At 68.4% G+C, this 22,105-nt stretch carries 18 protein-coding genes; 14 read left to right on the forward strand and 4 right to left on the reverse strand.

The window, feature by feature from the left end; all coding sequences use genetic code 11:
• The first annotated feature begins 45 nt into the window (after nucleotides 1-45).
• Complete coding sequence (locus Q0D75_RS08955; RefSeq protein ID WP_291052026.1) at nucleotides 46-594, forward strand: MerR family transcriptional regulator; 549 nt, start codon at nucleotides 46-48, stop codon at nucleotides 592-594.
• A 229-nt stretch (nucleotides 595-823) separates the two neighbouring features.
• Here Q0D75_RS08955 and Q0D75_RS08960 read toward each other — a convergent pair whose 3' ends face one another.
• Nucleotides 824-1,633: a ParA family protein gene (locus Q0D75_RS08960; RefSeq protein ID WP_194681152.1), complete on the reverse strand. Its 810-nt coding sequence runs from the start codon at nucleotides 1,631-1,633 to the stop codon at nucleotides 824-826.
• A 75-nt stretch (nucleotides 1,634-1,708) separates the two neighbouring features.
• Between Q0D75_RS08960 and Q0D75_RS08965 the strand changes: the two genes are divergently transcribed.
• The 3 genes from Q0D75_RS08965 to Q0D75_RS08975 all read left to right on the forward strand — a co-directional run bounded on the left by Q0D75_RS08965 (nucleotide 1,709) and on the right by Q0D75_RS08975 (nucleotide 6,765).
• Entirely contained in the window at nucleotides 1,709-5,122 is a 3,414-nt protein-coding gene (locus tag Q0D75_RS08965; RefSeq protein WP_291052033.1) for a pyruvate carboxylase, read from the forward strand.
• A 67-nt stretch (nucleotides 5,123-5,189) separates the two neighbouring features.
• Nucleotides 5,190-5,681, forward strand: a complete 492-nt coding sequence (locus tag Q0D75_RS08970; RefSeq protein ID WP_291052036.1) for a peptide deformylase — start codon at nucleotides 5,190-5,192, stop codon at nucleotides 5,679-5,681.
• Nucleotides 5,682-5,760: 79 nt separating this feature from the next.
• Nucleotides 5,761-6,765, forward strand: a complete 1,005-nt coding sequence (locus Q0D75_RS08975; protein WP_291052038.1) for a cell wall-binding repeat-containing protein — start codon at nucleotides 5,761-5,763, stop codon at nucleotides 6,763-6,765.
• Between the two features lie 71 nt (nucleotides 6,766-6,836).
• Here Q0D75_RS08975 and Q0D75_RS08980 read toward each other — a convergent pair whose 3' ends face one another.
• Nucleotides 6,837-8,660, reverse strand: a complete 1,824-nt coding sequence (locus Q0D75_RS08980; protein ID WP_291052040.1) for a long-chain fatty acid--CoA ligase — start codon at nucleotides 8,658-8,660, stop codon at nucleotides 6,837-6,839.
• A gap of 103 nt (nucleotides 8,661-8,763) precedes the next feature.
• Between Q0D75_RS08980 and Q0D75_RS08985 the strand changes: the two genes are divergently transcribed.
• The 3 genes from Q0D75_RS08985 (at nucleotide 8,764) to Q0D75_RS08995 (ending at nucleotide 11,854) form a co-directional block, all read left to right on the forward strand.
• Nucleotides 8,764-9,711 (forward strand): ROK family glucokinase, encoded by a 948-nt coding sequence (locus Q0D75_RS08985; RefSeq protein ID WP_291052043.1) that lies wholly within the window; start codon nucleotides 8,764-8,766, stop codon nucleotides 9,709-9,711.
• Nucleotides 9,712-9,725: 14 nt separating this feature from the next.
• Nucleotides 9,726-10,427, forward strand: coding sequence for a lysophospholipid acyltransferase family protein (locus Q0D75_RS08990; protein WP_291052045.1), 702 nt, complete (start codon nucleotides 9,726-9,728; stop codon nucleotides 10,425-10,427).
• 80 nt (nucleotides 10,428-10,507) lie between these two features.
• Nucleotides 10,508-11,854 (forward strand): class II 3-deoxy-7-phosphoheptulonate synthase, encoded by a 1,347-nt coding sequence (locus Q0D75_RS08995; RefSeq protein WP_291052181.1) that lies wholly within the window; start codon nucleotides 10,508-10,510, stop codon nucleotides 11,852-11,854.
• A gap of 233 nt (nucleotides 11,855-12,087) precedes the next feature.
• On the opposite strand, the gene pknB is transcribed toward Q0D75_RS08995, so the two are convergent.
• Complete coding sequence (pknB, locus tag Q0D75_RS09000) at nucleotides 12,088-14,127, reverse strand: Stk1 family PASTA domain-containing Ser/Thr kinase (protein ID WP_291052047.1); 2,040 nt, start codon at nucleotides 14,125-14,127, stop codon at nucleotides 12,088-12,090.
• Between the two features lie 135 nt (nucleotides 14,128-14,262).
• Between pknB and Q0D75_RS09005 the strand changes: the two genes are divergently transcribed.
• Nucleotides 14,263-14,604 carry an Rv2175c family DNA-binding protein gene (locus tag Q0D75_RS09005; protein ID WP_291052049.1) on the forward strand — a complete coding sequence of 114 codons (342 nt, stop codon included), beginning with the start codon at nucleotides 14,263-14,265 and terminating at the stop codon, nucleotides 14,602-14,604.
• 12 nt (nucleotides 14,605-14,616) lie between these two features.
• Here Q0D75_RS09005 and Q0D75_RS09010 read toward each other — a convergent pair whose 3' ends face one another.
• Nucleotides 14,617-15,723 (reverse strand): polyprenyl synthetase family protein, encoded by a 1,107-nt coding sequence (locus Q0D75_RS09010; RefSeq protein WP_291052052.1) that lies wholly within the window; start codon nucleotides 15,721-15,723, stop codon nucleotides 14,617-14,619.
• A 79-nt stretch (nucleotides 15,724-15,802) separates the two neighbouring features.
• Between Q0D75_RS09010 and Q0D75_RS09015 the strand changes: the two genes are divergently transcribed.
• From Q0D75_RS09015 to Q0D75_RS09040, 6 genes are all read left to right on the forward strand, one after another.
• Nucleotides 15,803-16,195: a DUF3040 domain-containing protein gene (locus tag Q0D75_RS09015; protein ID WP_291052055.1), complete on the forward strand. Its 393-nt coding sequence runs from the start codon at nucleotides 15,803-15,805 to the stop codon at nucleotides 16,193-16,195.
• A 253-nt stretch (nucleotides 16,196-16,448) separates the two neighbouring features.
• On the forward strand, nucleotides 16,449-16,880 hold the full coding sequence (gene mraZ / locus Q0D75_RS09020) for a division/cell wall cluster transcriptional repressor MraZ (RefSeq protein ID WP_291052058.1): 432 nt from the start codon (nucleotides 16,449-16,451) through the stop codon (nucleotides 16,878-16,880).
• Between the two features lie 141 nt (nucleotides 16,881-17,021).
• A complete protein-coding gene (gene rsmH / locus Q0D75_RS09025; RefSeq protein ID WP_291052061.1) occupies nucleotides 17,022-18,017 on the forward strand; it encodes a 16S rRNA (cytosine(1402)-N(4))-methyltransferase RsmH in 996 nt (331 codons plus the stop codon).
• Nucleotides 18,014-18,637 carry a hypothetical protein gene (locus Q0D75_RS09030; RefSeq protein ID WP_291052064.1) on the forward strand — a complete coding sequence of 208 codons (624 nt, stop codon included), beginning with the start codon at nucleotides 18,014-18,016 and terminating at the stop codon, nucleotides 18,635-18,637. The genes rsmH and Q0D75_RS09030 overlap by 4 nt, the downstream gene beginning before the upstream one ends.
• A 6-nt stretch (nucleotides 18,638-18,643) precedes the next feature.
• A complete protein-coding gene (locus Q0D75_RS09035) occupies nucleotides 18,644-20,434 on the forward strand; it encodes a penicillin-binding protein 2 (protein ID WP_291052066.1) in 1,791 nt (596 codons plus the stop codon).
• A gap of 39 nt (nucleotides 20,435-20,473) precedes the next feature.
• A complete protein-coding gene (locus tag Q0D75_RS09040; protein ID WP_291052069.1) occupies nucleotides 20,474-22,102 on the forward strand; it encodes a UDP-N-acetylmuramoyl-L-alanyl-D-glutamate--2,6-diaminopimelate ligase in 1,629 nt (542 codons plus the stop codon).
• Nucleotides 22,103-22,105: the final 3 nt, after the last annotated feature.

Consider the following 22,105-nt stretch of genomic DNA (forward strand, 5'->3'; position numbering starts at 1 on the left):
ACACGAGCACCGGATGTCCCGGCGCCCGCACCATGGAAGGCCCTGATGAACGAGATAAGCAAGAACGACGATTCTCGCTACGATCTCGGCCTCCTCTTCACGGACGGGCTGCCCGACCTCGACCAGGCCGCAGGCTACCGCGGCGCCGTCGCAGCCCGCGCGGCCGGCATCACGTACCGTCAGCTCGACTACTGGGCGCGCACCGCGCTCGTGGAACCCACCGTGCGCGGGGCGGCCGGCTCCGGTTCGCAGCGCCTCTACGGCTTCCGCGACATCCTGGTCCTGAAGCTCGTGAAGCGCCTGCTCGACACCGGCATCTCCCTGCAGCAGATCCGTACGGCCATCAACCAGCTGCGCGAATCCGGCATCAACGACCTGGCCCAGACCACTCTGATGTCCGACGGCGCCAGCGTCTACCTCTGCACCTCCAACGACGAGGTCATCGACCTCGTCAGCCGCGGCCAGGGCGTCTTCGGCATCGCCGTGGGCAAGGTGCTCCGCGAGGTCGAGAACTCCCTCGTCGAGCTCGACAGCGTCGTGGCCGACCCACAGGACGAGCTCGCCGCGCGTCGGGCTACACGCAAGGCTGTTTAGCTGGCTTCTAGCTGGCTTCTAGCTGCCGAGGGCGCCGGGCTTCGCTCGTCGCTCTCGGGTTGCGCCGGTCCCTGCCCGGCGCAACGCGACATGTGAGCGCGCGGTCGAGGGGCGCGGGCTTCGCTCGCACCCCTCGGCCACCCACTCACCTTGGGTAGACGAAAAGGGCCCGCGGCTTTCGCTCGCGGGCCTTTTCTTTGTGGTTCGAAAACTCTTTTGTCTGGGGTTGTCAGGCCTTGAGGTCGGCGTATTCGCCTACTCGGCCTGTGCGCATGACGCGCTCCAGGAGGAGGTCGAAGTTGCGGGCCATCTCCTGGGCGCCCTCTCCGGGCCAGACGTGCAGGGGCTTCGCGGCGCCCTGGGCCTGCTGGAGGGAGGTTCGCTCGGGGAGCTGGGGGGAGAGCACCAGGGGGCCGAACATGTCGCGCAGCTCCTTGATGCGGAACTGGTGCTCGAGCGACTGGGAGCGTACGCGGTTCACGATGATGCCGAGCGGCTGGAGACGGGGGGAGAGGCCCCGGCGGATCTCCTCGATCGCCCGCAGCGCGCGGTCGGCGGCGGCGACGGAGAACAGGCCGGGCTCGGTGACCACCGAGACGCGGTCGGATGCCGCCCACGCCGTGCGCGTTAGCGCGTTCAGCGACGGAGCGCAGTCGATGAGTACGAGGTCGTACTCCGACTCGACCGTGGCGAGGGCCTCCTCGAGCTTCCAGATGTCGCGGATCGACGGGTGGGGCCCGTCGAAGTTGAGGGCGGAGGGGCTGCCGATCAGGACGTCGATCTTGCCACCGCGGTCTTTGGTCCAACCCGAGGGGGCGATCGCCGCACGGACGACCTTCTCTTTGGGCGAAGCCAGCACATCGGCCACGTTGAGATGCCCGGCGACACGGATGTCCATGCCGGTCGAGACATCCGACTGCGGGTCGAGGTCGACGACGAGGGTTCGCAAGCCCTTGGCGAAGGCGGCGGAAGCGAGACCGAGCGTCACTGTGGTCTTGCCCACACCCCCCTTGAGGGAAGAGACGCTGAGTACATGCACAATCCCCAACGTTACCTTCACTAGGCTTAGAGAACCTAACTGTTCGCTGTACGCGCATGCGCCTGAAAGGTCTCGATGTTCACGAAGATTCTTGTTGCCAACCGCGGCGAGATCGCGATCCGCGCGTTCCGGGCTGCCTACGAACTAGGTGCCAAGACGGTCGCGGTGTTCCCGTATGAGGACCGCAACTCCCTGCACCGCCTGAAGGCCGACGAGGCCTACCAGATCGGGGAGGTCGGCCATCCGGTGCGGGCGTACCTCGATGTGTCCGAGATCATCCGTGTGGCCAAGGAGAGTGGCGCCGACGCCATCTACCCCGGCTACGGCTTCCTGTCGGAGAACCCCGAGCTCGCGAAGGCGGCCGCGGAGAACGGCATCACCTTCATCGGCCCGGGCGAGCACGTGCTCGAGATGGCCGGCAACAAGGTCACGGCGAAGGAGCACGCGATCGCCGCCGGCGTTCCGGTCTTGCGCTCCACGCCCGCCACCCGCGACATCGAGGAGCTGCTGGCCGGCGCCGACGACATCGGGTTCCCGATCTTCGCCAAGGCCGTCGCCGGCGGTGGCGGGCGCGGGATGCGCCGGGTCGAGACGAAAGAAGACCTGCGCGACGCCCTGGAGGCGGCGATGCGCGAGGCCGACAGCGCCTTCGGCGATCCCACCATGTTCCTCGAGCAGGCGGTGCTGCGCCCCCGCCACATCGAGGTGCAGATCCTGGCCGACGGCGCGGGGGAGACCCTGCACCTGTTCGAGCGCGACTGCTCGGTGCAGCGCCGCAACCAGAAGGTCGTAGAGATCGCCCCGGCCCCGAACATCTCCGACGAGCTGCGCGAGGCGCTGCATTCCGACGCCATAAAGTTCGCTCGCTCGATCGGCTACGTGAACGCGGGAACGGTGGAGTTCCTCGTCGACACGGTCGGTCCGCGCGCCGGCGAGCACGTGTTCATCGAGATGAACCCGCGCATCCAGGTGGAGCACACGGTGACCGAGGAGGTCACGGACGTCGACCTTGTGCAGTCGCAGATGCTCATCGCGAGCGGCAGCACCTTCGACGACCTGGGCCTGCACCAGGAGGACATCGTGCTGCACGGTGCCGCCCTGCAGTGCCGCATCACGACGGAGGACCCGTCGGCCGGCTTCCGCCCCGACACCGGCAAGATCGGCGCCTACCGCTCGCCCGGTGGTGCGGGCGTGCGTCTGGACGGCGGCACCGTCTCGGTGGGCGCCCAGATCAGCCCGCACTTCGACTCGATGCTGGCGAAGATGACCTGCCGTGGCCGCGACTTCCCGACCGCGGTGCGCCGCGCCCGCCGTGCGCTGGCCGAGTTCCGCATCCGGGGTGTGTCCACGAACATCCCGTTCCTCCAGGGCGTGCTGGATGACCCTTCGTTCGCCGCGGGCGACCTGAGCACGAGCTTCATCGACGAGCGTCCCGAGCTGCTGGCTGGCCGCGAGTCGAAAGACCGCGGATCGAAGGTGCTCAACTACCTCGCCGACGTGACGGTGAACCAGCCCAACGGCGTCCGTGTCGGCTCGGTCGAGCCCGCCGCCAAGCTGCCCTCGATCGACCTGTCGACGCCGGCTCCGGATGGTTCGCGCCAGAAGCTGCTCGAGCTCGGCCCGGTCGGCTTCGCCGCGGCCCTGCGCGCGCAGACGGCGCTGGCCGTGACCGAGACCACGATGCGCGACGCGCACCAGTCGTTGCTGGCGACCCGGGTGCGCACGCGCGACCTGGTGGCCGTCGCGCCCTACGTGGCCCGGCTGACCCCTGAACTGTTCTCGGTCGAGGCCTGGGGCGGTGCCACCTACGACGTGGCGCTGCGTTTCCTCGGCGAAGACCCCTGGGAGCGCCTGGCGACGCTGCGCGAGGCCCTGCCGAACGTGGCGATCCAGATGCTTCTGCGCGGCCGCAATACGGTCGGCTACACCCCGTACCCCACCGAGGTGACGGATGCCTTCGTGCGCGAGGCCGCGGCCACCGGCGTCGACGTCTTCCGCATCTTCGACGCGCTGAACGACGTGTCGCAGATGCGCCCGGCGATCGAGTCGGTGCTGGCCACCGGTACGACGGTCGCCGAGGTGGCGGTCTGCTACACCGGCGATCTGCTCGACCCGGCCGAAGACCTCTACACGCTCGACTACTACCTGCGACTCGCCGACGACATCGTCGCGGCCGGGGCGCACGTGCTGGCGATCAAAGACATGGCGGGGCTGTTGCGCCCGGCCGCCGCCGCGAAACTCGTCACAGCACTCCGGGATCGCTTCGACCTGCCGGTGCACGTGCACACGCACGACACCGCCGGTGGCCAGCTGGCCACGTTGCTCGCTGCGAGTGCTGCTGGTGCGGATGCGGTCGACGTGGCATCCGCCCCCATGTCGGGCACCACCTCGCAGCCCTCGCTGAGCGCCTTGGTCGCCGCGATGGCGCACACCGAGCGCGACACCGGCCTGTCGCTGCAGGCGGTCTCCGACCTCGAACCGTACTGGGAGGCCGTGCGCCAGGTCTACCGGCCGTTCGAGTCGGGCCTGCCGGGCCCGACCGGGCGCGTGTACAAGCACGAGATCCCGGGCGGTCAGCTCTCGAACCTGCGCCAGCAGGCGATCGCGCTGGGCCTGGCCGACGACTTCGAGCGGATCGAGGATCTCTACGCGGCCGCGAACAGCATCCTGGGCCGCATTCCCAAGGTGACGCCCTCGTCGAAGGTGGTGGGCGACCTCGCCCTGCACCTCGCGGCGGTGAAGGCCGACCCGGCCGACTTCGCCGAGAACCCGGGCGACTACGACATCCCCGACTCGGTGATCGGCTTCATGGCCGGCGAGCTGGGCGAGCTGCCCGGCGGATGGCCCGAGCCGTTCCGGTCCAAGGTGCTCGCAGGGCGCACGGTGAACGTGGGGGTGACGCCGCTCAGTGAGGCGGATGCCGCCGCGATCGCCCCCGAGGCCGACTCGCGCACCCGTCAGTCCACGCTGAACCGCCTGCTGTTCCCGGCGCCCACCGCGTCGTTCGACCAGCAGCGCGAGCAGTTCGGCGACCTTTCGGTGGTCGACACCGTCGACTACCTCTACGGCCTCAACCAGGGCACGGAGCACGTGGTCGAGATCGGCAAGGGCGTGCGACTGTTCGTGGGGCTCGAGGCGATCGGTGAGGTCGACGAGAAGGGCTTCCGCACCGTCATGACCACGCTGAACGGCCAGCTGCGCCCGGTGAACGTGCGCGACCGCTCGATCAAGGTCGAGTCGAAGGCGGCCGAGAAGGCGGATGCCACGACCCCCGGCCAGGTGCCCGCTCCGTTCTCGGGCGTTGTCACCCTCAAGGTCGAGCAGGGAGCCGTGCTGGCTGCCGGCGACCCGGTCGCCACCATCGAGGCCATGAAGATGGAGGCGGCGATCACCACGCCCGTCGCCGGAACCGTGACCCGCCTCGCCATCCCGAAGACCCAGCAGGTCGAGGCCGGCGACCTGATCGTCGTCGTCACGCCGAACGCCTGATGATCCGGATGCGGGGCCCGCGATCGTGGGCCCCGCATCGTCTCTCCACCGAAAGTGAACTCCCGCTGTGACCGTCCGTGAGATCCGCCTGTTCGGCGACCCCGTGCTGAAGACCGTGTCCGACCCGATCGGCGTCATCGACGACCGCGTGCGCGGGCTGGTCGACGACCTGCTCGACAGTGTGAAGGTGCCGGGCCGGGCGGGGGTCGCGGCCTCGCAGATCGGGGTGAACCTGCGAGCCTTCAGCTACAACGTCGACGGCGAGGTGGGCTACATCCTGAACCCCGTGCTCGTGGAGGTGTCGGGGGAGCCGGAGCTGGTCGACGAGGGCTGCCTCTCGGTGCCTGATCTGTGGTTCAAGACCGCGCGTTACCCTTTCGCGCGGGCGACCGGGATCGACCTCGATGGCAACCCGGTGGAGGTGTCGGGCACGGGCGTGCTGGCGCAGGCGCTGCAGCACGAGACCGACCACCTCGACGGTCTGCTCTATCTCGACCGCCTCGACAAGCCCTCCCGCCGCGAGGCGATGCGCCAGGTGCGCGAGAGCACTTGGTTCTGAGTAGCAACTACTCATAACGCGCGAAGCCTGGACGGGACGAGGATGCAGGTACCCATCCCTGCTCCGAAAGAGGCCTTCCGTGAAATCCCTTCCGTCGATCTGTGCTGCCGCTCTCGGCGCCCTTCTCCTCGCCGCCTCGGCGGCGGGAGCCGTTGCTCCGGCGTCCGCCCTGACTCCACCGGTGGTGAGCCGTGTCCAGGGAACCGATCGCTACGACCAGGCCGTGCAGGTGTCGAAGGAGGCGTTCACGACCGCGAACACGGTGTACTTGGCGAGCGGCGAGAAGTTCTCGGATGCGCTGAGCGCCGGGTCGGTCGCGGGCCTGCACAATGCGCCGCTGCTGCTCACTCCGGCGGCCGTACTGACCGCGGGCACGCTCGCCGAACTGCAGCGCCTGAACCCCGATCACATCGTGATCGTCGGCGGCGCAAATTCGGTCAATGAGTCGGTGGCCGACAAGCTGGTCGAGAAGATTCCGGATGCGGCCGTCACCCGTATCGGTGGAGCGGATCGCTTCGAGGTCTCCCGTGCCCTGGTCACGAACCCCGACTTCGGTGTGCCGAGCTCGCCCTGGGTCTACCTCGCATCCGGGTCGAACTTCCCTGATGCTCTGGCAGCCTCCCCGGCCGCCGTGACCGTGAACGGTCCGGTCGTGCTCGTCAACGGCGCCGAGACGGCGTTGACGACTGCTGAAGCCCAGCTGTTCGACGACTTGGCCGTCAAGAACGTGCGCATCGCCGGTGGGCCGGCTTCGGTGAGCGCGGCACTGCAGGCCTCGCTCACCGAGCATTACACCGTCACCCGGGCTTCCGGGGCTGATCGGTTCGAGGCTGCGGCTGCCATCAACAAGGAGGCCTTCACAGCCTCGACGACCGTGTACCTCGCGAGCGGCCTGGTGTTCCCGGATGCGCTGAGCGCCGCTCCTGTTGCCGGCAGAGACGGCAACCCGATCTACCTCGTGCAGAAAGACTGCGTTCCCGCCCCGGTGCTAGCGGAACTCCAGCGGCTCACGCCCGCGAAGGTCGTCATCCTCGGCGGAACCAACACGATCAGTAAGGCCGTGGAGTCGCTCACATCCTGCTGACCTCCTCACGATTCGCCAAAAAAGCCCCGAAACACAGGATTCGGGGCTTTTTTGGCGAGTGGCGACGAAGGTCAGTGCACGAGCGACTGACCCTCGGTGGCGGGGGCCGCGTTGTAGATGCCCTCGATCACCGGCGCGAAGTCCTTCAGAATGACGTTGCGCTTGATCGTGAGCTTCGGGGTGAGGTGGCCGCTCGCCTCGGTGAAGTCCGAGGTGAGCACCACGAACTTGCGGATCGACTCGGCGCGGGAGACCAGTGTGTTGGCGGCATCCACCTCGCGCTGGATCTCGGCCAGGACGGCCGGGTTCACGGCGGCCTCATCGACCGTCAGCGTGGCCGGCTGACCGTTGTTGGCCAGCCACACCGGCAGCATCTCCGAGTCGAGGGTGATCAGTGCCGAGATGAAGGGCTTCTGATCGCCCACGACTACGACCTGGCCGACCAGCGGGTTGGCGCGGATCGGGTCTTCGAGCGCCGCCGGGGCGACGTTCTTGCCGCCGGCGGTCACGATGATCTCCTTCTTGCGGCCGGTGATGGTGAGGAAGCCGTCGTCGTCGAGCGCACCGATGTCGCCGGTCTTGAACCACTCGCCATCCATCACCTCGGCCGTGGCCTCGTCGTTCTTCCAATATCCGGCGAACACGTTGATGCCCGAGACGAAGATCTCGCCGTCGTCGGCGATCTTGATGCCGACACCCGGCAGCGCGGGGCCGACCGTGCCGATCTTGAACTTGTCGGTGAGGTTCACCGTGGCCGGCGCGGTGGTCTCGGTCAGGCCGTAGCCTTCGAGGATCGTGACGCCGAGGCTGCGGTAGAAGTGCCCCAGGCGGTGACCGAGCGGAGCGGATCCGGAGACCGCGTACTGCACCCGGCCGCCGAGCGCCGTGCGCAGCTTGGAGTAGACCAGGCGGTCGAACAGCTTGAACTTGAGGCGGAGGCCCAGCGGCACGTGCCCGGCGTCGAGCGCCTCGGAGTGCTCGACCGCAACGTGGGCGGCGCTGCGGAAGATCTTGCCCTTGCCGCCGGTCTCGGCCTTCTGCTCGGACGAGTTGTAGACCTTCTCGAACACGCGGGGCACCGCGAGCAGGAACGTGGGCTTGAAGGAGCCGAGCGCCGGCAACAGCTGCTTGGTGTCGGCCTGGTGGCCCACCTTGACGCCACCGTGCACGCTCAGGATCGAGATGAACCGCGCGAAGACGTGCGCGGTGGTGATGAACAGCAACGTCGAGGCACCCGGACGCACGATGTCTTTCATCGAGACGGCGGCATTTCGCGAGAGCTCCACGAAGTTCGAGTGCGTGAGGATGCAGCCCTTGGGCCGCCCGGTGGTGCCCGAGGTGTAGATCAAGGTGGCGAGATCCGAACCGACGGCGATCGAACGACGGCGTTCGATCTCCTCGTCGGAGACCGCCCCGCCGGACGCGGCGAGCTTGTCGAGATCACCCAGGTCGACCTGCCAGACGCGGGTCACCAACGGCAGGTCGGCGTGCACCTCGTCGAAACGGGCGAAGTTGTCGGCCGTCTCCAGAATGACGGCAGTGGCACCGGAATCGCTCATGTTCCACTGCAGCTGGGTGGGCGAAGAGGTCTCGTAGATCGGCACCAGCACCGCACCGGCGAACCAGGTGGCGAAGTCGATCAGGGTCCACTCGTAGCGGGTCTTGCACATCAGGCCGATCTTGTCGCCCGGTTCGATCCCGGCGGCGACGAGGCCCTTGGCGATGGCGCGCACCTGCGTGAGGAACTCGGCCGCGGTGACATCGCGCCATCCGGCCCCCTCGGGCACCGCGAACAGAGGTTCGTCGGGGGTGAGCCGCACGCGCTCGATGAGCAGGTCGGTGGCGTTCGCCGACGGATCGGCGGGGACAACGGGCGGGACGAAATACTGGTCCACGGCAGCTCCTTCGGTACCGGTCGAGTGCATCTCATCTACACTCTACTTGTTGCGTCCGAGGCTTCCCTGGATGCGTTCATTCCGGGAGAAAAGGAACATCATCATGCGGGCCATCGGAATCGACATCGGTGGCACCAAGATCGCCGGAGCCGTGGTCGACGAGTTCGGCCACATCGTGAAGCACGATCGCCGGCCCACCTCCGCCTCCGAGCCGCAGGTGATCGAGGACACGGTCGTCGAGATGGTGCAGCACCTCTCGCAGGGCGAGGAGATCTCGGCCGTGGGTGTGGCGGCCGCCGGATTCATCGACGCGGCGCAGTCGATCGTGTACTACGCCCCGAACATCAGCTGGCGGAACGAACCCTTCCGCGAGAAGCTCGAGAAGCGGCTGGGCATCCCCATCGTGGTCGAGAACGACGCCAACGCCGCCGGCTGGGCCGAGTTCCGCTTCGGCGCGGGCCGCCTGGTCAGCGACATGGTCATCCTCACCATCGGCACCGGAGTGGGCGGCGCCATCGTGAGCGGCGACCGCCTGTTCCGCGGCGGCTTCGGCGCCGGCGCCGAGCTCGGTCACCTGCGACTCGTGCCCGGTGGGCTGCCCTGCGGATGCGGCGCCCACGGCTGCATCGAGCAGTACGGATCGGGCCGCGCCCTCCTGCGCATCGCCAACGAGCTCGCGGATGCCGGCGGCATCGGCCAGGCGCTCGCCTCGGTGCGCAGCCGCAACGGCGTGCTCACCGGTCTCGACGTGAGCGAGCTGGTGGAGATCGACGACCCGGGCGCACTCGCCGCCCTGCGCACCCTCGGCAGCTCGCTCGGCCAGGCCTGTGCGAGCCTCGCGGCCGTGCTCGACCCCCAGCTGTTCGTGATCGGCGGCGGCGTCGCCCAGGCGGGAGACAAGCTGCTGGAGCCGATCCGTCTTGCCTTCCTGGATTCCCTGCCGGCGCGCGGCTACCATCCGGAGCCCGAATTCGCGATCGCGCAACTGGTCAACGACGCCGGCGTCGTCGGTGCGGCCGACCTCGCCCGCCACTACGCCGAGACGATCTGAGGGGCCGAGCCGCCATGTTCTACTTCCTCGCCAAATACCTGCTCATCGCCCCGGTGCTGAAGACGCTCTTCCGGCCGTGGGTGATCGGTCTGGAGAACATCCCGGCCACCGGCGGCGCCATCCTCGCCTCCAACCACCTCTCGTTCAGCGACTCGGTGTTCCTGCCGGTGGTGGTCGACCGGCACGTCTCGTTCCTCGCCAAGAGCGACTACTTCACGGGCAAGGGCATCAAGGGCTTCTTCGTGCGGCTGTTCTTCAACGCCAGCGGCCAGCTCTCGATCGACCGCACCGGTGGCAAGGCCTCCGAGGCCTCGCTCAACACCGGCCTCGCCGTGCTCGGCCGGGGCGAGCTGCTCGGCATCTACCCCGAAGGCACCCGCAGCCCCGATGCGAAGCTGTACCGGGGCCGCACGGGCGTGGCGCGGATGGTGCTCGAAGCCCACGTGCCCATCATCCCGGTCGCCATGATCGACACCGAGAAGGTGATGCCCATCGGCAGCAAGATCCCGAAGATCCGCCGGATTGGCATCATCATCGGCGAGCCACTAGATTTCTCTAGGTTCGAGGGGCTGGAATCCGACCGATTCATCCTTCGCTCCGTGACCGACGAGATCATGTACGAGCTGCACCGCCTGGGAGGCCAGGAATACGCGGACGTGTATGCGACTTCAGTCAAGGAGAAACGCACGAGAGCCGTGCGACCGAGCGCGAAGTAACCCCGCGCCTTACAGATAGATACAGGAAACAGGACCCAGTGGTAGATCCAACAGAGCTGATCGTCGAAGCGGATGAATCTGTGATCGCGGGTCTGGACTATTGGCGTGACCTGCCGGTGAAGCAGCAGCCGGAGTGGCCGGATCGCCTCGCGGTCGAATCCGTCTCCCGCGAGATCTCGAGCTTCCCGCCCCTCGTCTTCGCGGGCGAGGTCGACAACCTGCGCGAACGGCTCGCCAGCGCGGCCCGCGGTGAGGCTTTCCTGCTGCAGGGCGGCGACTGCGCCGAGACCTTCGCGGGGGCGACGGCCGACCAGATCAAGGATCGCGTCAAGACGATCCTGCAGATGGCCGTCGTGCTCACCTACGGCGCCTCGATGCCCGTCATCAAGATGGGCCGGATGGCCGGTCAGTTCGCGAAGCCCCGTTCCAGCGACACCGAGACGCGTGACGGCGTGACGCTGCCCGCCTACCGCGGCGACATCGTGAACGGCTACGACTTCACGCCGGAGTCGCGCACCGCGAACCCGCAGCGCCTGCTCGACGGCTACCACGTGGCCGCGTCGACGCTGAACCTCATCCGCGCGTTCACCCAGGGCGGGTTCGCCGACCTGCGCCAGGTGCACACCTGGAACAAGGGCTTCACCTCGAACCCGGCGAACGTGCGCTACGAGCAGCTGGCCGGCGAGATCGACCGCGCCGTCAAGTTCATGGTGGCGTGCGGGGCCGACTTCGAGGCGCTGAAGCGCACCGAGTTCTACGTCAGCCACGAGGCGCTGCTGTTCGACTACGAGCGGCCGATGACCCGCATCGACTCGCGCACGGGAACGCCGTACAACACCTCCTCGCACTTCGTGTGGATCGGGGAGCGCACGCGCGACCTCGACGGTGCGCACGTCGACTTCCTGTCGCGGGTGCGCAACCCGATCGGCGTGAAGCTCGGCCCGTCGACGACGGCCGACGACATGCTGCGGCTGATCGACAAGCTCGACCCGAACCGCGAGCCCGGCCGCCTCACCTTCATCACGCGGATGGGCGCGGGCAAGATCCGCGACGCCCTGCCGCCCCTGCTGGAGGCGATCAAGGCGTCGGATGCGCTGCCGCTGTGGGTCACCGACCCGATGCACGGCAACGGCCTCACCACGCCCAACGGCTACAAGACCCGTCGTTTCGACGACGTGGTCGACGAGGTGAAGGGCTTCTTCGAGGCGCACCGCGATGCGGGAACGCACCCCGGTGGCATCCACGTCGAGCTCACCGGTGACGACGTCACCGAGTGCCTCGGCGGTTCCGAGCACATCGACGAGGACACCCTCGCGACGCGCTACGAGTCACTCTGCGACCCGCGCCTGAACCACATGCAGTCGCTGGAACTCGCGTTCCTCGTGGCTGAGGAGCTGGTGGCGTCGGGGAGCTCGCCCAGGAGCTAGGGATGGTGCGGTGGGGGTTTCTCGGCTGACACCGTCCTGCTGTGCTTGTTGCTGAGGCGGCCGGGCTTCGCTCGGCCGTCTCAGGCTGCGCCGGTCCTTGCCCGGCGCAGCGCGACATGTGAGCACGCGGTCGACGGACGCGGCCTTCGGTCGCATCCATCGGCCACGCACTCACCTTGGGTCGTCGAGTACGGCCCGAGACTTCGGTTGCCTTCTGAGGTGTTCTGCGCGTTCTAGAAGACGCTGAAGGAGACGGTCATCTTCGAGCCCTTGGGGACGCTCGCGCCTCCTGCGGGGGCGGTGTCGCTGACCTTGAAGGTGTCGGGGAAGGCGTCTGCGACGGCGTTGTACTGGAGGCTGAAGCCGAGCTTCTCGAGGATGGGCTTCGCCTCCGACCAGGACTTGCCGTTGAGGTCGGTGGGGACGGTGACCGGCTCGGGACCGCGGGAGACGTTCAGAGTGACGCTCTGGCCGGGCACGACCGTGCCCTCCGGGGCGATCGCCTGATAGACGTGGCCCTCGGGGATGTCGTCGTTGAAGTCCTGTGAGCCGTCGACCCCCGTGAGGCCGACGGCCGCGAGGGTGGCCTTGGCGTCGTCGAGGGACTGGCCCACGACATCCGGAACCGCGCCCACCGACACCACGAGGGTGATCGGCTGCTGCTCGGGGTAGGTGGCGCCCAGCGGCTGCCCGTCGGCTCCCAGCGCCGCGATCACCACTCCGGCCGCCACATCGGCGTTGAACTGCTGCTGGGAGGGAGCCGTGGTGAACTCGCCGGCCTGGATGGCGGCGATGGCATCGGCCTCGGCCATGCCCGCCAGACCCGGCACCTCGAGCATCCGGGGCCCCGCCGAGACGATCACCGTGACCGCGGCGCCCTTGGACAAAGTGCTGCCGCTCACCGGGTCGGTGCCGATGATGCTTCCCGCTGCGACGGCGAGGCTGTTCTGATCGGCGCGGGTGGGAACGAGTTCGAGGCCCTCGAGGGTGGCGATCGCGTCATCCGGCGTCAGAGCGGTGACATCGGGCACGGTGACGTTCGCGCCGGGACCGGCCGCGAAGTACCACGCGCCGCCGCCGAGAGCACCCGCGAGAAGCAGCACGAGGGCGAAGATGAGGAAGCCGCGCTTGCGGCGTGAGGCGGCCTTGCGGGCGAGCTTCTCTTGCGCCGAAGGCGGTGTGGGGGAGCCCGGGCCGACGAGGGGACCGGCCTGCGGGGCGGGCGGCGCGATCGCGCTGCCGTAGACGGTGGTGGGGCCGGCGACCGCGGATGCCACGACCGTGGCCGCGGTGGCGCCCACGACCTTCGTGGCCCCCGTGCGTCGGCGCTGCTCGAGCACCTGCGTCTGCGCCTGGTCGAGATCGGCGTCGAACGTGGCGGGAGGCAGCACGGCCGTGCGGGCGGTGGCGTGGTGCGGCGCCGGGTTGCCGGCGATCTCGCTCTCGGCCGAGCGCAGGCGCTCCAGCATCTCGCGGGCGTCGTTGGGCCGGTCGTCGGGGTCTTTCGCCGTCGCCCACAGCACGAGGTCGTCGAGCTGCTCCGGAACACCCGGATTCGCCGCGCTCGGCACGGGCATCGGGTCGTTGGCGTGCTGGAACGCGATCGCCATCGGCTGCTCGCCCACGAAGGGCTGCGCGCCGACGAGCATCTCGTACATCATGATGCCGGCCGCGTAGATGTCGCTGCGGGCATCCGCGGTGCCGCGGGTGAGCAGTTCGGGGGAGAGATAGGCGATCGTGCCGAGCAGCGCCTGCCCGGTGGCCGTGTTGGCCGAGACGGCGCGCGCCAGGCCGAAGTCGCTGATCTTGATGCGCCCGTCGTCGGCCATCAGCACGTTCTCGGGCTTGAGGTCGCGATGCACGATGCCGGCCTTGTGCGCCGCGGCCAGGCCGCCCAGAACCGCATCCATCACGTCGATGGTCTGCGCCGTGGTGAGCTTGCCGTACTCCTTGAGGATGTCGCGCAGCGTCTTACCGGGCAGGTACTCCATGACGAGGTAGGCCATGTCGGTGTCTTGGCCCTGGTCGAACACGTTGACGACGTTCGGATGCGCGAGGCGGGCCGCCGAGCGGGCCTCCTGCACGAAGCGCTCCTTGAACGCGGCGTCGTCGGCCAGATGGCCGTGCATGATCTTGATCGCCACCTGGCGCTCCAGGCGCAGATCGGTGGCGAGATACACGGTGGCCATGCCCCCGCGGGCCACGCGCGACCGAACCTGGTACCGGCCGTCGATGAGACGTCCGATTATGGGGTCGGGTGGGGCGCTGGTCACGCCATCGAGTCTAGAGAGCGTCGTATCCAGTTCCCCGTATAGACACTGCATGCGAGGGGTTCCGGAGCGGAACTTTATTCATTCGTGACGCAACGGGATTGTCACGGTTCTCCGGATGCGTGGCAATCTGTACTCGTGACTGATCTGCCCGCCACCGAATGGCTGACCGTTCCCGACCTCGTCGAGTTGCTCGACCTGACCCCCAGCCGCGTGCGGCGCCTGATCGAAGACCGCCACCTGGTGGGTGTGAAGCGCGAAGGAGTGCTCTCGGTTCCCACCAGCTTCGTGCGCGACGGCGAGCCGCTGACCGAGCTGCGGGGCACCATCATCGTGCTCACCGACAACCGGTTCACCGACGACGAGATCGTGGAGTGGCTGCTGGAGTCGAACGAGCTGCTCGACACCTCGCCCATCGAGGCGCTGCGGGCCGGCCGCAAGGCCGAGGTGCGGCGGATCGCCCAGGCGCTCGCCTTCTGAGCCGCCCGGGCGCTAGCTCTCGCGCTGCGTGATCACGCGGGCGAGCGAGGCCAGTTCGGCCCGTGCCGTGTCGCCGAAGGGGGCGCGCTCGAGTTCGCGAAGGGCCGTCTTCGTGCGATCGGCGATCATCGTCTCGACCTCGAGCACCGCGCCGGTCTCGCGCATGGTCTGCTGCAGCATCCGGATCTGGCTCTCGTTCAGCTCGGGGTCGCCGAGCAGCTCGTCGAACAGGCGGCGGGACGACGCATCCAGGCGCGCCCGGGTGAGCGCGACCAGCACGGTGCGCTTGCCCTCGCGCAGGTCGTCTCCCGAGGGCTTGCCGGTGCGCTCGGCGTCGCCGAACACGCCGAGCAGGTCGTCGCGCAGCTGGAAGGCGATGCCGAGCGGCAGCCCGAAGCGGCGCAGGCTGTCGAGCTGTTCGACGGATGCTCCGCGCAGCGTCGCTCCGATCACCAGCGGCGCCTCGACGCTGTACTTCGCCGACTTGTAGACGATCACCCGTTCGGCGCGCTCGAGCGCTTGCGGCAGTTCCACGCCCGCCCAGGCGCGCTCCTCGAGCAGGTCGAGGTATTGGCCGAGGGTGACCTCGGTGCGCATCTGGTCGACCGCCTCGCGCGTGGCGAGCAGGGCATCCGCGCTGGGGGCGCCCAGGATGGCGCGCGAGATCAGTTCGTCGCTCCAGGCCAGCAGCAGGTCGCCGAGCAGGATGGCGCTGCCCTCGCCGAAACCACGACCGGGTCCGCGCCATCCTTCCTCGGCGTGCAGGGCCTCGAAACGACGGTGCACCGAGGGGCGCCCGCGGCGGGTGTCGGAGTTGTCGATGATGTCGTCGTGCACGAGCGCAGCGGCGTGGAACAGTTCCAGGCCGGCACAGAGATCGACCAGCGCGTCGAGGTCGTCTTCGCTCGGAACGGCCGACGCCGAGTTGACCGGAGACACCGCCCGCCAGCCCCAGTAGCAGAACTGGGCGCGGAACCTCTTGCCACCGCTGAGAAGATCCCGCGAGAACGTCGCGAACGGGGCCAGCTCGGGTGCGATCCGCAGGAGAATGGAGTTCTGGGACGCGATGAACTCGCTGATTCGTGTCTCGACCAGATTGACTAGGCGCGGGCTTTCCATCACTCGCCTAGCCTAGCCAGACCGAGCACACTACAATTAGCGCTACCACGCGTCGGTCCCGAGCCTGAGGTGAAATAGGATGCCGCTTTCGGAGCAAGAACAAAGACTCCTCGATGAGATGGAGCGCAGCCTCTACCACAACGATGCCGACTTCGTCTCGGCCGTCAGCGGTGGTCGAGGTCGATTGAACTACGGCGCCCTGGTGCTAGGGATCCTCGTGGGGATTCTGGGCCTCGGCATCGTCATCGCCGGTGTGATCTTCCACCAGCCGTTGATCGGCCTGGTCGGCTTCGTCGCCATGTTCGGCGGCGTACTGCTGGCCCTGCGCCGCAGCAAACGCGGCCGTGGCGTGCCGGCCGCTCCCTCGCCCTCCACTTCCACCCCTCGCGGAGGCAAAGCCGCCTCCAAGTCGGGGTTCATGGATCGCTTGAACGACCGCTGGGAGCGTCGCGACGACGACCGCAGCGAGTGATGACGCGGCCGCCCAGGCACACCGGGTGAGCTGAAAGAAGAGACCGGCCTTCGGGCCGGTCTTTTTTTGTGCCCGGACACTCCACGGCGCCCACACTGCCCTCCATTTCCCTCCACCGCTCAGATCCGCGTGATAGCGCGGATCTTTTCTTGCTTTGAGCGCGAAATACCCCGGATTCGATTGATAGGTGGTGGAGAGTGGAGTAAAGTGGAGTGAAGCCCACAATTCTGGCCGGAAGAGTAAGGGGAGGTAAGTGTTCCTTGGCACGTACGCTCCCAAGCTCGACGACAAAGGGCGCATCATCCTCCCCGCGAAGTTCCGCGACGAGCTCGCCGGCGGTGTCGTGATGACCCGCGGCCAGGAGAACTGCATCTACGTCTTCTCCACCCGCGAATTCGAAGACCTGCACGAGAAGATCCGGCAGGCTCCGGTCACCTCCAAGCAGGCCCGCGACTACCTGCGCGTGTTCCTCTCCGGCGCCAGTGCCGAGACCCCCGACAAGCAGCACCGCGTGACAGTGCCCGCTCCGCTCCGCAGCTACGCCAACCTCGATCGCGACCTCGTCGTGATCGGCGCCGGCAGCCGCGCCGAGATCTGGGACGCCGAGGCCTGGAACACCTACCTCGCCGCTCAGGAAGCCGCCTTCTCCGAGACCGACGAGGAGGTGATTCCCGGACTCTTCTGAGTCGTCGCCCCTGACTCCCAGCCGTTGCCCGCCCTGGCGCACTTCCCCGGTGCCAGGTCGACCGCCCTGACACTCTTCCCCGATGTCAGGTCGGAACAACGGATGGGGATCAGGGGCCGCGAATCCGGAGAACGGATGCTCATGCCCGACAACACGAACCGGCCAGACACCACGAACCAGCCGCGCGACATCTCCGGCATCCACGCCTCGGTGCTGCTCGAGCGCTCGATCGAGCTGCTCGGCCCGGTGCTCGGCGAACCCGGCGCCGTGCTGGTCGACTGCACCCTCGGCCTCGGCGGCCACTCCGAGGCCTTCCTCGAGGCCTTCCCCGAACTGCACCTCGTCGGCCTCGACCGCGACCCCAACGCCCTCCGCCTCGCGGGGGAGCGGCTCGCCCGCTTCGCCGACCGCATCGACCTCGTGCACTGCGTCTACGACGACATCGACGAAGCCCTCGAGGGGCTCGGCATCGACGAGGTCGACGGCATCCTGTTCGACCTCGGCGTCTCGTCGATGCAGCTCGACATGGTGGAGCGCGGCTTCTCGTACTCCAAGGACGCGCCGCTGGACATGCGGATGGATGACACGGCACCCTTCACGGCGGCCGAGATCATCGCCACCTACTCCGAGGCAGACCTCCGACGCATCTTCCGCGACTACGGCGAGGAGAAGCTGGCCGACCGGTACGCCCGCAAGATCGTGGCGGCCCGTGATGATGCCCCGGTGACCCGTTCGGGCCAGCTGGTCGACATCATCCAGGCCGCCACCCCCGCCAAGTTCTCGAATCAGGGTCACCCCGCCAAGCGCGTCTTCCAGGCGCTGCGGATCGAGGTGAACGCCGAGCTCTCGGTGCTCGAACGGGCGATCCCGCGGGCGATCGACGCGCTCCGGGTCGGCGGACGCATCGTGGTGCTCTCCTTCCAATCGCTGGAAGACCGCATCGTCAAGCGCGAGCTCGTGAAGCGCTCGAGTTCCACCGCCCCCGCGGGCCTGCCGGTCGAACTGCCCGAGCACCGCCCCGAACTGAAGCTCCTCGTGCGCGGCGCCGAACTGGCCGGCGACGACGAACGAGCCCTTAACCCCCGTGCCATCCCCGTGCGCCTGCGCGCCGCCGAGAAGATCCGGAGCATCGCATGACGAACCTCGCCGGTGCCGCCATGGCACGACCCCGAATGACCCTGTCCGGAGGCGCGCCGGCCCCCGAATGGGAGCTTCCGGAGATCGCGCCGCGGATCGAGATCGTGCCCACCCGGGTGCAGAAGCGCGCCCGCCCGAAGATCGCGTACGCGGCCGTCGTCGTCACCGGCGTGCTCGCCATCGTGGTGACGCAGCTGCTGCTCAGCATCGGCCTCTCCGACGGCGCCTACGAGGTGTCGTCGCTTCAGCAGGAGCAGAAGGAGCTCGACCGCACCAACCAGGTGCTGAGCGAGCAGTACGACAGCCTCTCGTCGCCGCAGAACCTCGCCGCCAGCGCGGAGTCGCTCGGAATGGTGGCGAACAGCGCCCCGGTGTACCTGCGACTCTCCGACGGAGCCGTGCTCGGCTCGCCCGTGGCGGCTTCGGCCGGTACCCCGACCCTCACCGGCGGCCAGACGCTGATCCCGAACTCCCTGCTGGCGGCGCCGACGGCCGCGGCGGATGCGGCGGCGACGACCGATGCGGCAGCCGCCGCCGCGGCCGTGAGCGCGCCTCCCGTCGAACCGCAGTCCGCCGACGTACCGTGGCAGGGTGCACTTCCCTCCCCGACCACGCGGTAATCGCGCGTGAACGCCGCTGCCCGCATCCACCGGAGCACCAAGCGCCGCGCCGCCGTGGCCGTAGCCGTCGTCGTGGCGGTCGTGGCCGTCTTCATCGTGCGGCTGGTCTCGATCCAGATCGTGCAGGCCGACGAGCTGAACGCCCAGTCGGCCGACAAGCTCTCGGCGCAGACCTCCATCTACGGCCTGCGCGGCGACATCGTCGACAACGACGGCACCGTTCTGGCCACCACCGTGCTGCGCTACGACGTGACCGCCTCCCCGGTGTCGGTGACCGACTTCGACCGCACGGGCGACGACGGCAGCACGACCACGGTCACCCCCACCCAGGCGGCGGCCGAGATCGCGGCGATCACCGGCCAGACCTCCGATGAGGTGTACGGCATCCTCACCGCCGACCCCGGCTCCAACCACGCCTATGTGGTGCAGGGCATCGATGTGGACAAGTTCCGGGCCATCCGCGATCTCGAGATCCCCTGGCTGTACTACGAATCGCATCCGGTGCGCACCTACCCCAACGGCGCCGTCGCGGGCAGCGTCGTGGGCTTCATGGGTGAAGACGAGAACGGCACCGCGGTCGGCACCGCCGGCGTGGAGCAGATCGAGAACCAGTGCCTCACCGGCACCGACGGCCTCGAGACCTACCAGCGCGGCGCCGACGGCGTCGCCATCCCGGGCAGCACCGAGACCGCGGTGCAGGCCGTGCAGGGCGGCACCGCGCAGCTGAGCATCGACAGCGACCTGCAGTGGTTCTCGCAGCAGGCGCTCGTCGACCGCATCAACGAGACCGGAGCCGCCTGGGGCACCGTCGTGGTGCAAGAGGTCAAGACCGGCAAGCTGCTGGCCGTGGCCGACTACCCGAGCGTCGACCCCAACAACGTCGACGCCACGCCCGATTCGGAGCGCGGCTCGATCGCCTTCCAGTCGCCGTTCGAGCCCGGCTCGACCTTCAAGGCGCTGACCGCGGCATCCGTTCTCGAGGCCGGGGCGGCGGATGTCGGCACCCAGGTCGAGGCGCCCTACATCTTCACCGACGCGAACGGCGCCTCCACCCGGGACAGCGAGTTCCACGTCGACCCGTTGCGGCTCACCTTCGCGGGTGTCATGCAGGAATCCTCCAACACCGGCTTCGGCATGCTCGGCGAGCGGCTGAGCTCCGAGCAGCGGTACGACTTCATGCAGAAGTTCCACATGACCGAGCCCAGCGAGGTCGGCTTCCCGGCCGAGTCGGGCGGCATCCTGGCCCCGTGGCAGGACTGGGACGACCAGACGAACCTCACCACCACCTTCGGCCAGGGTGTGTCGACCACCGCCATCCAGATCGCGAGCCTCTACCAGACCATCGGCAACGGCGGCGTGCGCCTGCCGGTGTCGCTCGTGCAGGGCTGCCAGGCCGCCGACGGCACCGTGACGGATGCCCCGGCCACCGACGGCCAGCAGATCGTGTCGAGCAAGACGGCGACCGACGTGGTGAACATGCTGGAGACCGTCGTCACCGGCGGTTATGCCAGTGCCGACCTCGAGATCCCGGGCTACCGGGTGGCCGCGAAGACCGGTACCGCGCAGATGAGTGACGGCAGCGGAGCCTACGGCGACAGCTACATCACCTCGGTGGCGGGCCTCGCCCCGGCCGAAGATCCGCAGTACGTCGTTTCGGTCACCATCGCGAAGCCCGTTACCATTGAGTCTGCTCTGGCTGCGGCACCGGTCTTCCAGAAGATCATGTCGCAGGTCCTGAAGCAGAACCGGGTGCTCCCCTCCACGGAGCCCGGGCCCGACCTGCCCACCACGTACTGAGGCGCAGACGGGCGATGACGACGAGAACCAAGGAGACCAGTGGCTGATCGGGGCTCTTCGGCTCTACGACCGGAGCATCCGATCGCGCGATCGCTCCCGCACCTGGTCGAGGAGTTCGGCCTGGAACTGCAGGGCGCTCCCGTGGCCGATGTCGTCAGCGGCATCTCGCTGTCGTCGCGCGAGGTGATGCCGGGCGACCTGTACGTGGGCCTCAAAGGCAAGCACGTGCACGGCGCCTCGTACGCCGTGGCCGCCAAGGAATCCGGAGCGGTCGCCATCCTCACCGACTCCGAGGGCGCGGCCATCGCGGCCGGCTCGGGCCTGCCCGTGATCGTCACCCCCGAGCCGCGACTGGCCCTCGGCGAACTCGCCGCCTGGATCTACCGCACCCGCGATGACCAGCCCACGATGTTCGGCGTCACCGGCACCAACGGCAAGACGAGCGTCGCCTACCTGCTGGAGGCGATCCTGCGCCAGCTCGGCATCGTGGCCGGCATCAGCACCACGGCCGAGCGACGGATCGGCGACGAGACCATCGTGTCGACCCTCACCACGCCCGAGGCCACCGAGATCCACGCCATGCTGGCCCGCATGCGCGAGGCCGATGTGCGCTCCGTGGTGCTCGAGGTCTCGGCACAGGCCATCACCCAGCACCGGGTCGACGGCATCGTGTTCGACGTGGTGGGCTTCACCAACCTCAGCCACGACCACCTCGACGACTACGAGACCATGGACGTGTACTTCGAGGCCAAGCGCGAGCTGTTCCAGCCCGACCGGGCTCGTCGCGGTGTCGTGATGGTCGACGGCGGCTGGGGGCGGCGCCTGGTCGAGGAGTCGCGCATCCCGCTCACGACCATCTCCACGGAGTCGGATTCCGCGGTGGCCGAGTCGGATGCCGAGTGGACGCTCACGATCGACTCCGAGACGCTCGATCGCACGAACTTCACCCTGCGCGGCCCCGACCATCGCGAGCTCTCCACCTCGGTACCGCTGCTCGGCCGCATCATGGCGGCCAACGCCGCCCTGGCCATCGTGATGCTGGTGGAGTCGGGCTTCGACCTCGACGCCATCTCGCACGCGCTGAACGAGCCGTTCGTGCGCGACGACGCCGAGCATCCGTGGGACCCCGAACTCGACTGGGAACAGGACGAGCAGCGCGAGCCCGGCATCGACGTGTACATCCCCGGCCGTGCCGAGCGGGTGTCGGGCGATCGGGGCCCGGTCGTGTTCATCGATTACGGGCACACGCCGGACGCGTTCACCTCGACCCTGGAGTCGATCCGCCGCGTCACCGACGGCCGCATCGTCATGCTCTTCGGTGCCGACGGCGACCGCGATCCCTCCAAGCGCGCCGACATGGGCGCGATCGCCGCGCGACTGGCGGATGCCGTGGTGATCACCGACTTCCACCCGCGCACCGAGAACGCCGCCGACATCCGCCGCGTGCTGCTGGATGCGGCCCGGGCCGAGGTGCCCGAGCGTGAGATCCACGAGGTCGCGGACCCTCGGGCCGCGTTCCGCAAAGCCCTGTCGATCGCCGGCGAGGGCGACGTCATCCTCTACGCCGGCCCCGGCCACGAGGACTACCACGAGGTCGCGGGGGAGAAGATCCCCTACTCGGCCCGCGACGATGCGCGCAATGCGCTCCGCGAACACGGATGGCTCTGATAC

The sequence above is a fragment of the Herbiconiux sp. genome (assembly GCF_023264855.1).
In the GTDB taxonomy this organism is placed as follows: Bacteria; Actinomycetota; Actinomycetes; order Actinomycetales; family Microbacteriaceae; genus Herbiconiux.